We start from the raw sequence: 10,600 nt of genomic DNA on the forward strand, positions 1-10,600 counted from the left end.
CTTCGAGGTCGCCGACAAGCTCGCCCTGGGTAGCCAGCAGGCGATCCGGTGGACCAAGCGCTCCCTGAACAACTGGCTCCGCATGGCCGGCCCCATCTTCGACCAGTCCATCGCCCTGGAGATGCTCACCTTCATGGGCGAGGACGTCCGCGAGGGCCTGAAGGCCATCCGGGAAAAGCGGCCACCGCAGTTTCCCTCGGCGCGCTGAGCCGCCGGCGCCCGCGCTTCAGGCGTGTCGCGGATAGCCGGCTCGGCGGGATAGCGGTAAGCTCGGGGACCAATACGCTCGAGGAGGGTGATCTATGAGAACACGCGGACTCCTGGCCGCCGTCCTGCTGGTCGTCGCGTTCGCGGCGTCGGCGGGGGCCCAGGCCTTCAAGATGCCCCGCACGCTGGCGTGGACGGCGTACGACGTCGGTTCGGCCGGCTACATCCAGGCGGCTTCGATCGGCCACGCCATGGCTCAGAAAGAAGGCCTCACGCTGCGCGTCGTGCCCGCCGGCAACGACGTCTCGCGCCAGGCGCCCCTGGCCGCGGGACGCGTCCAGTTCGGCGCGCTCGGCGCCGGGGCGTTCCTGTCCCAGGAAGGCGTGCTCGACTTCGGGAATACCGACTGGGGTCCGCAGGCCGTGCGCATCCTGGGCGCGGCGTGGGGCGATTTCAACACCGGCAACGTGGCGGCCGCCGGGGATGCCGGCATCAAGACGGTCCATGATCTCAAGGGCAAGCGGGTGGCCTGGGTGGCCGGCGCCCCCGCCCTGAACTCCAACATGGAAGCGTTTCTCGCCTGCGCCAACCTCGGCTGGAAGGACGTGAAGAAGGTCGACTTCCCGAGCTGGGGCGCCTCGGCGCGGGCCGTCATCGAAGGGACGGCGGACGCCTTCATCGCCTCCACCAACTCCGGGCTGGTCTACGAGCTGGCCGCCTCGCCGCGCAAGTACGTGGCGCCGGTCGTGCCGAGTCCCAAGGAGGATCCGGGCTGCTGGCAGCGCCTGAGGAAGGTGGCCCCGCAATTCGAATACCACGTGGCCTCGGTGGGAGCGGGGACGATCTCCAAGGAGAATCCCCACAAGGGCGCCACCTACGGCTACCCCATCGTCACAACCTACGCCACCCAGAGCGCCGACCTCGTCTATCACCAGACGCGGATGATCTACGACCTTCTGCCGGACTATGTGAACGCCCACCCCGGCAATGCCGGCTTCGCTCTCGACAAGCAGAACCTCACCTGGGTCATGCCCTACCACGAGGGCGCCATCCGGTACTTCAAGGAGAAGGGCGTCTGGGGAGCGCAGCAGCAGAAGCACAACGACCAGCTCGTGCGCCGTCAGGAGGTCCTCCAGAAGGCCTGGGACCGCGCCATCGGCCTGGCTTCGGAGAAGAAGGTCAAGGTGAAGGACTTCACCACGCACTGGATGGGGATCCGGGCGGCGGCGCTCAAGGAGGCCGGCCTCGAGGCGTACTGGACCGAGTAGGCCAGGGCCATGGCGGCCGAGCCCGCGCTCATGAGCCGTCACCGGGCGTTGCCGCCGGGGTGGCAGGCCGTGCTGATCAGCTTCAGCACGGCCGGCACCCTGCTCGCCATCAATCAGCTCTTCAACCTGAACTTCTTCGCCGGCGTCGTGCTGCTCGAGAACCGCTATCTGTACTTGTTGCTGAGCCTGTTCTTTTCCCTCACCTTCCTGATCTTTCCCGCGTGGCGGGGGGCGGCGCGGGACCGCGTGCCCTGGTACGACGCGCTGCTCTTCGCGGCGGCCGTCGCCGCCCCCGCCTACTTCGCGTGGCACGGCCTGCGCATTCTGGAGGAAGCCTGGGACTTCCGGGCGCCGATCGAGGCCGTCTGGGTGGGCGCCGTGCTGTGGCTGCTCGTGCTGGAGGGGGCCCGGCGCGCCGGCGGCATCGCCCTGTTCGTCCTCGTCTTCGCGTTCTCCCTGTACCCCGTGGTCGCCGGCGACATGCCCGGGCCCATCTCGGGCTTCAACCTGTCGTTCGCCGACACGCTCCGTTACCACACGATGAGCGTGGAGGCCGTGCTCGGGATCCCCATGCGGGTCTTCGGCACGCTCATCATCGGCTTCATCATCTTCGGCGAGGCCTTGCAGGTGACGGGGGGCGGGCGATTCTTCAACGACCTCGCCATGTCCATGCTCGGCGCCTTCCGGGGCGGGCCCGCCAAGGTCTCCGTCGTCGCCAGCGGCCTGTTCGGCTCCATGAGCGGCAGCGTGGTCTCGAACATCGTGGCCGACGGGGCCATCACGATCCCCATGATGAAGCGCATGGGCTTCCGGGGCGAGGTGGCGGCGGCGGTGGAGGCCACCGCCTCGACGGGCGGCGCCCTCACGCCGCCGGTGATGGGCGCCACCGCCTTCGTGATGGCCTCCATCCTGGGCATCTCGTACATCGACGTGGCCATCGCGGCCGCGATCCCCTCGTTGCTGTTCTATCTGAGCCTGTACTTCCAGGTCGATGCCTACTCCGCCCGCCACGGGTTGCGCGGGCTACCCCGACTCGAGCTGCCGCGCTTCGGGCCGACGCTGCGCTTCGGCTGGTTCTTCCTGCTGGCGTTCGCCGTGCTGGTGTTCCTGCTGGTGAACCTGCGCCGCGAGGCGCACGCGCCCTTCTTCGCCACGGCGCTCCTGCTGCTGCTGGCTATGGTTCGGCGCGGGACGAGGTTCAGCGCGCGCTCGTTCCTCGACTTCCTGGCCGGCATGGGGCGCGTGCTGGCCGAGCTGGTGACGATCCTGGCGGCCGTGGGGCTCATCATCGGGGCCCTCGCCGTGACCGGGGTAGCGGGAACCTTCTCCAGCGACATGATCCGCCTGGCCGGCGGCAACGTCTTCCTGCTGCTGGTGCTGGGGGCGCTCGCCTGCTTCGTGCTCGGGATGGGGATGACGATGACGGCGGCCTACGTCTTCCTGGCCGTGGTCCTGGCCCCCGCGCTCATCCAGCAGGGCCTGAACGCCGTCGCCGTGCACCTCTTCATCATGTACTGGGCGATGCTGTCCTACATCACCCCGCCGGTGGCCATCGGCGCCTACGCGGCGGCCAGCATCGCCCACTGCGGCGCCATGCGCACCGGTTTCGAGGCCATGCGCTTCGGCGCCGTGAAGTACATTCTGCCGTTCTTCTTCGTCTACAACCCGTTGCTCGTCGCTCAGGACGCCACCGCGCTCGGCCTCCTCTGGGTGTTCCCCGGGGCGGCGCTCGGCGTCGGCTTGCTGTCCTACGGGCTCCAGGGGTACGCGCTCGGCATCGGGGCGCTCGCGGGGAACGCGGCCGGCCTGGCGGTACGGGTGCTCTTCGTCGTGTCCGGGTTGCTCCTGGCGGCGCCGGAGCCGATCACCGACCTGATCGGACTGGGCCTGGCCACACTGACGTACGGGGCGCTACTCGGCGTCGCCGCTGTCCGCTCCGCCGTCACCCCGCGCTCGCCGGTTCGGGCCGTCGCGGAACAGGGTCGCGGGTCAATCGCCTGAATGAAGAAGGAGGTTGAATCATGCAGCGAGCCCTCGTGGGATTGCTCTCGCTCGCCCTGGCGGCGGTGCTCCCGGGCCAGCCGGCGTTCGCTCAGCAGGGGACCATCACCTGGTGGGAGCACAGCAACCCGCCCCACAACACGTACTCGAAGGAGCTGGTGGCCGAGTGGAACAAGAAGAACCCGAACACGCAGGTCCAGTACGAGTTCTTCGCCATGACGCCGTACTTCAAGAAGCTGTCGGCCGCGCTCTCCACGAGGTCAGCGGCCGACATGTTCACGGTGATCGACACCCTGCTTCCCAGCTTCACCACGAAGGACGTCCTGGCGCCCATCCGGCCCGAGTGGCTGGGCTACCGGAACCTCGAGGACATGAAGAAGGCCTATCTGCCGGGCGCGCTGGACGGCTACATCCACGAGGGCCGGCTCTATGCCGTGCCCGTGGTCTCCTCCACCTTCAGCCTCTACCTCAATCGCAAGCACTTTCGCGAGGCCGGCCTGGACCCCGACAAGGACGCCCCCCGCACCTGGGAGGACATCGGGCGGGTCGGCCAGAAGCTCGTCAAGATGCAGGGCAGCACGATGGCCCGTGAGGGCTTCGACTTCGCCATGCATTCCTCGGCGTGGACGATGTGGTACATGGAAGGCCTCATCCGGCAGCACGGCGGCAGCATCCTCGATCGCGCCGGGCGGAAGTGCACGGCGAACGGGGAGGCTGGCGTCAAGGCCATGCAAGTACGGTCGATGTACGTCCACAAGTACAAGATCTCCGATCCCACGGTCAGCGTGGCCACGAACGCGCTGCCCGCCGATGACATGCCGAAGGGCCGCGTCTCCATGTTCATCACCCACGCCGGCAGCGTGGCGCAGTTCGGTCCCAAGATGATGGCCGACGTCAAGGTGGTGCCGTTCCCACAGGTGAACCCGCAGAAGCCCGTCAGCGTCGTCTACGGATTCGCGCTCGCCGTCAACCCTCACGTCCCCGAGGCCAAGCAGAAGGCGGTGCACGATCTGATCCGCCACGTCATCCGCGACCCGAAGCAGTGGTACGAAAAGACGTCCTATCCGTATCCGAGCGCGAACTTCCTGCAGCTGCCCGGCATGGAGGAAGCGCGGAAGACCCGATACCTCGACGTGTTCATCAACGATCTCTCCACGGGGAACTTCGTCACCCGGACGCCCTATTTCATCGAGATCAGCGACGCCATGCATCGGGCCATGGAGCGCGTGGTCCTCCGGAACGAGGACCCCAAGGCCTCCCTCGACCAGGCCTGCAAGGAGATCGACGCCGCGCTGGTCAAGCAGTAGCCGAACCGGCGGTATGGCCCGACAGCCGATTGCCCCCGCCCGGGCGCAGCCGTGGCCGCGATGGCGGACTGTTCTGCGACAGGCGGTGGCCTGGCGGCGGTTCTCGCTGCACACCCGCCTGGCCTGGGCGGGCTTTCTGTTCGTGTTCCCGGCGCTGCTGCACCTGATCGCCTTCAAGCTCTACCCGATGCTCGAGGCGTTCCGGCTGAGCTTCTACCAGTACGACCTCATGAGTCCGCCGGTCTTCCACGGCCTCGAGAACTACCGCGCCGTGTGGAACAACCCGCTCTTCCACCAATCCTTCTGGGTATCGTTCAAGTACATGTTCGGGGTGTCCATCCCCGAGTGGTTCCTGGCGCTGGCGCTGGCCCTGCTCCTGAATCGTCACCTGCCCGGGCGCGCGCTGATCCGGCTGGCCTACTTCTTCCCGATCGCGATGTCGCAGATCGTGGTCGCCCTGGTGTGGAAGTTCATGTACAACCCCCTCGGGGTGGTGAACACCCTGCTCGGCTACGTTGGCATCGGGCGCATCAACTGGCTCACGACCGAGGAGACGGCCCTGCCCGCGCTGATCCTCATCGGCATCTGGCGGGGCATCCCGCTCTTCGGGGTCATTTACCTGGCCGGGCTGCAGGCGATCCCCCGCGAGTACCACGAAGCGGCGCGCGTCGACGGCGCCGGAGCCTGGCAGAGCTTCCGGCACGTCACCATCCCGCTGCTCACTCCCACCATCCTGTTCGTGATGGTCATGTCGCTGCTGTCGGCGATGAAGGTCTTCCTCAATCCCCTGGTCATGACCGAGGGCGGCCCCAACGGGACCACCCGGGTGCTGCCGTACTTCATCTACGACACGGCGTTCGCGTACCACCGCATGGGGGAGGCCGCCGCCGCCTCCATGGTGCTGTTCGCTTTCGCGTTCGCGCTGACCCTGGTCCAGTTGCGCCTGCTGCGCCGCGGAGGGCTGGAATGAGCGACAAGGCGCTGCGGGTCTGGGGCGGGCGCCTGGTGACGCTGCTGACCATCGCCGGCATCGGGCTGACGCTCCTGCCCTATTTCTGGATGCTGTCGTCCTCGCTGAAGACGGGCAGCGAGGTCTTCGAGCTGCCGGTGCGCTGGCTGCCCCGGGAGCCCCAGTGGTCGAACTACCCGGACGCGCTCTCGCGGGGCGCCTTCGCCGTGTACTTCTTCAACAGCGCGGTCGTCGCGCTGGCCGTGATGGCGGGAAATTTACTGTTCTGCAGTCTGGCCGGCTACGGCCTCGCCAAGTTCCGGTTCCCCTATCGCGAGGTGTCGTTCCGCTTGATCCTGAGCACGCTCATGCTGCCCCTGGAGATCGTGCTGGTCCCCACGTTCCTGGTGGTCCGCGGGCTGGGCCTGGTGAACAGCTACGGCGGGCTCATCGTTCCGCTGGCCGTGGACGCCTTCGGAATCTTCCTCATGCGGCAGTACATCAAGGACCTGCCCGACTCCCTCATCGAGGCGGCCCGGCTCGACGGCTGCAGCGAACGCGGCATCTTCTGGCGCGTCATTCTGCCCAACTGCAAGCCCGCCCTGGGGGCCCTGGCCCTGCTGACCTTCCGGGACAACTGGGACCAGTTCCTGTGGCCCCTCATCGTCGCCTCCCGGGACACGCTCAAGACGTTCCCCCTCGGGCTGGCCCAGATGGAGGGCATCGATTCCGCCGCCTACCACGAAATCATGGCGATCGCGGTCATCGGCATGATCCCCACCGCGCTGATCTTCCTGTGCTTCCAGCGCGCCTTCGTCCGCGGCATCGCGTTCTCGGGGCTCAAGGAGTAGGCGCCGCGGGCGCACGGTCCCGGCGGACCTTTCCGGTACAATGACCTCAGGCGGACCATGCCGAGGAAAACGCTCGAGCCTCGCTTCTCCGTGGAGTTCCTGTCGGTCCTCGACGCCGACGGTAATCTCGACACGACGCTGGAGCCGGACATCGCGCCGGAGCGGCTGCAGGAGCTGTACCGCGCGATGCTGCTGGGCCGCCGGCTCGACGAGCGGATGGTGCGGCTGCAGCGGCAGGGCCGGATCGGCACGTTCGCGCCCATCAAGGGCCAGGAGGCCTCCCAGATGGGGAGCGTGTTCGCGCTCCGCCCCACGGACTGGATGGTGCCGTCCTTCCGGGAGACGGCGGCCATGGTGTGGCGCGGCTGGCCGATCGAGAAGCTCCTGCTGTTCTTCTCCGGGTACGTCGAAGGCGGACAGCCGGCGCCCGATCAGCACGACCTGCCCGTCACCATCCCGGTGGCGACCCAGCTGCCTCACGCGGTCGGCCTGGCGTATGCCGCCCAGTACCGGGGCGACGACGTGGTGGTCATGGCCTTCTTCGGCGACGGCGCCACGTCCGAGGGGGACTTCCACGAAGCTTTGAACTTCGCGGGCGTCTGGCACGTCCCCGTCGTCTTCGTGTGCCAGAACAACCAGTGGGCCATCTCGGTCCCCCTCAAGAAGCAGACGCACTCCCGCACGCTGGCCCAGAAGGCGCTGGCCTACGGGCTGCCCGGCATCCAGGTCGACGGCAACGACGTGCTCGCGGTGTACGCGGCCAGCCGGGAGGCGGTCGCCCGGGCTCGCGGCGGCGACGGGCCGACCCTGATCGAGTGCGTGACCTACCGCCTGGCCATGCACACGACGGCCGACGACCCCACCAAGTACCGCTCGGAGGAGGAGGTGCGGGAGTGGGAGCGGAAGGACCCGCTCACTCGCTTCGCCGAGCACCTCAAGAAGCGGAACCTGTTGCCGGAGGGGTTGGAGGCGGAAGTCGACGCCGAGATCACCGCGGCCGTCCAGCGCTTCGAGGCCGTCGGCCCCGCGGATCCGCTCAGCGTGTTCGGCCACGTCTACGCGGAGTTGCCCGCCCACCTCGCCGCCCAGCGCGACGATCTGGCCGCCTGGCTGCAGGCGGCGCGCGATCCGGGCCAGGCGGAACCCGAACCTCCCTCGCCTCCCATGCGGGGGCAGCGCAGGACGACCCGATGGCAAAGCTGAACATGGTCAAGGCGCTGAACCTGGCCTTGCTCCAGGAGATGGAGCGCGACGAGGACATCGTCGTCATCGGCGAGGACGTCGGCGTGGATGGCGGCGTGTTCCGCGTGACCGAGGATCTGCACCGCAAGTTCGGCAGCAAGCGCGTCATCGACAGCCCCCTGGCCGAGGCCGGTATCATCGGGGCCTCGGTGGGCATGGCCCTCTACGGCCTCAAGCCGGTGTGCGAGATCCAGTTCTCCGGGTTCGCCTTCCAGTGTTTCCACCAGATCGAGAACCACGCCGCCCGTTACCGGCTGCGCTCCCAGGGCCGGTTTCACTGCCAGATGGTGATCCGCATGCCCTACGGCGGCGGGGTGCGGGCGCTGGAGCATCACACGGAGTCCGAGGAGCAGTTCTATGCCCACATCCCCGGGCTCACGATCGTGGTGCCCTCTGGCCCGCGCAATGCCCGGGCCTTGCTCGTCAGCGCCATACGAGACCCCGACCCCGTCGTCTTCTTCGAGGCCAAGGCCCTCTACCATGCGGCCAAAGAAGACGTGCCCGACGAGATCGAGGCGCTGCCCCTGCGCCAGGCCCAGATCGTGCGCGAAGGGACGGACCTCACGCTCGTCGCCTACGGGGCGATGGTGCGGGTCGCCCGCGAGGCGGCGGACGTGCTGGCCGGGGAAGACGGCGCCCAGTGCGAGGTGATCGACCTCCTGACGATCTCGCCGCTCGACCGGCAGACCGTCGTCGCCTCCGTGCAGAAGACGGGCCGGGCGGTCATCGTGCACGAGGCCCCCCGGAGTTTCGGGCCTGGGGCCGAGATCGCCGCGTCCATCGTGGAGGGAGCCTTTCTGTCCCTGGAGGCGCCGATCCGCCGGGTGACGGCCTGGGACGTCTCGTTCGTGGGGTTCGCGCGCGAGCGGACCCACATTCCGGACGCCGGCCGCGTCGTGGCGGCCGTGCGCGAGACGCTCGCGTACTGACCTGGTGCGGCTGATCGCCGGGCTCGCGCTGGGCGCCCTGCTGCCGACCGGCGCCGCCGCCTTCGGCCAGGAGACGCCCGACCGCACTCTGCGGGTCGTCACCTTCAACATCTTCCACGGTGGGGCCGCCTCGGGGTTGACCGGCGATACCGCCTGGCTCGACGGCCGACTCGATCTGGCTGTCCGCGAGCTCCGGGCCCTCGACCCCGACGTCATCGCGCTCCAGGAAGCCTCGACCGGTCACGGCCGCAGCAACGTGGCCGCCAGCCTCGCCCGCGAGCTCGGGCTTCACCACGTCCACGCGCCGGCCACCTCCCGGGTCTTTCCGCTCGGATTGCTGAACCAGTTCGCGGTGTGGTTGATCGGTTTTGCCGAGGGACCCGCGGTCCTGAGCCGCTTCCCCATCGCGGGCTGGGAGGTTCACGATTTGCCCCGCTGCAGCCAGGCGCTGGACCCGCGCGTGCTCCTGCGCGCGGCGCTCGTGACTTCCTGGGGGAGCCTCGACGTCTACTCCACCCACACCACCCGCGATACCTGCCAGCATCGCCGGGTCGCCGAGCTGGTGGGGGCCCGGCGCAACGCGTTGCCGTCGGTGGTGATGGGCGACTTCAACGCGGTCCAGGGTGGCGAGGCCATCGCCGCGCTGGCCGGGGCCGGCTTCGTGGACGTGTTCAGCGCGGCCAATCCGGGAGCGGCGGGATGGACCGTCTGGCAGCGGATCGAGGTGCCGGAATCGACGGTGTACCGGCGCGTCGACTACGTGTTCGTGCTTCCGGGCACCGCGGTGAGCGTGCGGGTGCGGTCGAGCCGGGTGGTGCTCAACACGCCAGGCCGGCTCGGCAACGGCGCCGTCCTCTGGCCCTCCGACCACTACGGCGTGCTGGCCGACCTGGAGTTGCTCGAGCGTCGATGAGAATCGGGCGGGCGGACGGCCGCCGGCCGTCCGCCCGCGATGCACGAACGCTGCTCGTTATTTTTCCCGGGTCTTCGGCGTGGTGGCCGGGCTGGCGGCCGGCGTCCGCTCCCGGTGGCGGATCGCCCCACGCTCGTACCGCGGAGCGCGCTCCAGCACCGTGGAATCCATGGTGATGACGGGGTTGTCGCGGTCGCGGTCCCAGCTCATCTTCACGTCGGACCACGGCACCACGACTTTGGTCTCGCCGATGCCGGCGACGCCGCCCCGCCCGACGACGACGTGACTGACCTTGCCGTCCGTATCGACGATGAGCGCGTCGATCTCACCGACGTCCTTGCCATCGGCGCCCTTCACCTTCGCTCCGATCAGCTTGTTCGACTCCACCGCGTCGGCGGGCTTCTGCCAGGCCTGCCGCTGCGTGTCCCGCTGCATCTGCGTGTCGCGTCGCTCCCCAGGGGTCTGTTGCGCCGAGGCATCCAGCGCCAGGGGAACGGTCAGCGACGTGAGCAACAACGCCATTGCAAAGTTCTTCACAGTCTTGGCTCCTTTCGCCCGGCTGGGCATCCTTTCATAGAGCAAGGCGGGTGCCACCGGACTTGCAGCAAAGCCACCGGCGGCGTAGTTACAATGGGCGCGATGGCGCGCGCGTTCCGGCTGCCCGACCTGGGCGAAGGGCTCACCGAGGCCGAGATCATCAAGGTGCTGGTGCGTGAGGGCGAGGTCGTCCAGGAGGACTCGCCGCTGCTCGAGGTGGAGACGGACAAGGCGCAGGTCGAGATCCCGTCGCCAATGGGCGGACGGGTCGAGCGCGTCCACGTCCGATCGGGCCAGACCGTGAGAGTTGGGGACGTCCTCGTTACGTTCGCAGACACCGGCGGGGCGAGCGGGGACGGGGGCACCGCCCCTCAGCTCAATACAACATTCGCCCGG

At 68.5% G+C, this 10,600-nt stretch carries 11 protein-coding genes; 10 read left to right on the forward strand and 1 reads right to left on the reverse strand.

Features of this window, described 5'->3' with window-relative positions; translation table 11 throughout:
• The 9 genes from VFR64_20865 to VFR64_20905 all read left to right on the forward strand — a co-directional run.
• On the forward strand, positions 1–208 hold a 208-nt coding region (locus tag VFR64_20865), incomplete at its 5' end, for an enoyl-CoA hydratase (GenBank protein HET9492189.1).
• A gap of 94 nt (positions 209–302) precedes the next feature.
• Positions 303–1,475: a TAXI family TRAP transporter solute-binding subunit gene (locus VFR64_20870; protein ID HET9492190.1), complete on the forward strand. Its 1,173-nt coding sequence runs from the start codon at positions 303–305 to the stop codon at positions 1,473–1,475.
• A gap of 9 nt (positions 1,476–1,484) precedes the next feature.
• Positions 1,485–3,476 carry a TRAP transporter fused permease subunit gene (locus VFR64_20875; protein HET9492191.1) on the forward strand — a complete coding sequence of 664 codons (1,992 nt, stop codon included), beginning with the start codon at positions 1,485–1,487 and terminating at the stop codon, positions 3,474–3,476.
• Between the two features lie 20 nt (positions 3,477–3,496).
• The gene (locus VFR64_20880) at positions 3,497–4,783 is read left to right on the forward strand and encodes an extracellular solute-binding protein (GenBank protein HET9492192.1); all 1,287 of its coding nucleotides are present in this window, start codon (positions 3,497–3,499) and stop codon (positions 4,781–4,783) included.
• Positions 4,784–4,868: 85 nt separating this feature from the next.
• Positions 4,869–5,753: a sugar ABC transporter permease gene (locus VFR64_20885; protein HET9492193.1), complete on the forward strand. Its 885-nt coding sequence runs from the start codon at positions 4,869–4,871 to the stop codon at positions 5,751–5,753.
• Positions 5,750–6,583 (forward strand): carbohydrate ABC transporter permease, encoded by an 834-nt coding sequence (locus VFR64_20890; GenBank protein ID HET9492194.1) that lies wholly within the window; start codon positions 5,750–5,752, stop codon positions 6,581–6,583. The genes VFR64_20885 and VFR64_20890 overlap by 4 nt, the downstream gene beginning before the upstream one ends.
• 57 nt (positions 6,584–6,640) lie before the next feature.
• The gene (gene pdhA, locus VFR64_20895) at positions 6,641–7,786 is read left to right on the forward strand and encodes a pyruvate dehydrogenase (acetyl-transferring) E1 component subunit alpha (GenBank protein ID HET9492195.1); all 1,146 of its coding nucleotides are present in this window, start codon (positions 6,641–6,643) and stop codon (positions 7,784–7,786) included.
• Positions 7,774–8,754, forward strand: coding sequence for an alpha-ketoacid dehydrogenase subunit beta (locus VFR64_20900; protein ID HET9492196.1), 981 nt, complete (start codon positions 7,774–7,776; stop codon positions 8,752–8,754). Before pdhA ends, VFR64_20900 begins: the two co-directional genes overlap by 13 nt.
• Positions 8,755–8,758: 4 nt before the next feature.
• Positions 8,759–9,667: an endonuclease/exonuclease/phosphatase family protein gene (locus VFR64_20905; protein HET9492197.1), complete on the forward strand. Its 909-nt coding sequence runs from the start codon at positions 8,759–8,761 to the stop codon at positions 9,665–9,667.
• 57 nt (positions 9,668–9,724) lie between these two features.
• Here VFR64_20905 and VFR64_20910 read toward each other — a convergent pair whose 3' ends face one another.
• Entirely contained in the window at positions 9,725–10,204 is a 480-nt protein-coding gene (locus tag VFR64_20910) for a PRC-barrel domain-containing protein (GenBank protein HET9492198.1), read from the reverse strand.
• 102 nt (positions 10,205–10,306) lie between these two features.
• Here VFR64_20910 and VFR64_20915 point away from each other — a divergent pair.
• The coding region (locus VFR64_20915) for a biotin/lipoyl-containing protein (protein ID HET9492199.1) at positions 10,307–10,600 on the forward strand (294 nt) is incomplete at its 3' end.

The organism is Candidatus Methylomirabilota bacterium (genome assembly GCA_035709005.1).
In the GTDB taxonomy this organism is placed as follows: domain Bacteria; phylum Methylomirabilota; class Methylomirabilia; order Rokubacteriales; family CSP1-6; genus 40CM-4-69-5.

What these genes read in the sequence shown, in the direction of transcription:
- VFR64_20880 (HET9492192.1), top strand. Translation starts at nt 3,497, where the DNA reads ATGCAGCGAGCCCTCGTGGGATTGCTCTCGCTCGCCCTGGCGGCGGTG.
- VFR64_20870 (HET9492190.1), top strand. Translation starts at nt 303, where the DNA reads ATGAGAACACGCGGACTCCTGGCCGCCGTCCTGCTGGTCGTCGCGTTC.
- VFR64_20900 (HET9492196.1), top strand. Translation starts at nt 7,774, where the DNA reads ATGGCAAAGCTGAACATGGTCAAGGCGCTGAACCTGGCCTTGCTCCAG.
- VFR64_20875 (HET9492191.1), top strand. Translation starts at nt 1,485, where the DNA reads ATGGCGGCCGAGCCCGCGCTCATGAGCCGTCACCGGGCGTTGCCGCCG.
- VFR64_20890 (HET9492194.1), top strand. Translation starts at nt 5,750, where the DNA reads ATGAGCGACAAGGCGCTGCGGGTCTGGGGCGGGCGCCTGGTGACGCTG.
- pdhA (HET9492195.1), top strand. Translation starts at nt 6,641, where the DNA reads ATGCCGAGGAAAACGCTCGAGCCTCGCTTCTCCGTGGAGTTCCTGTCG.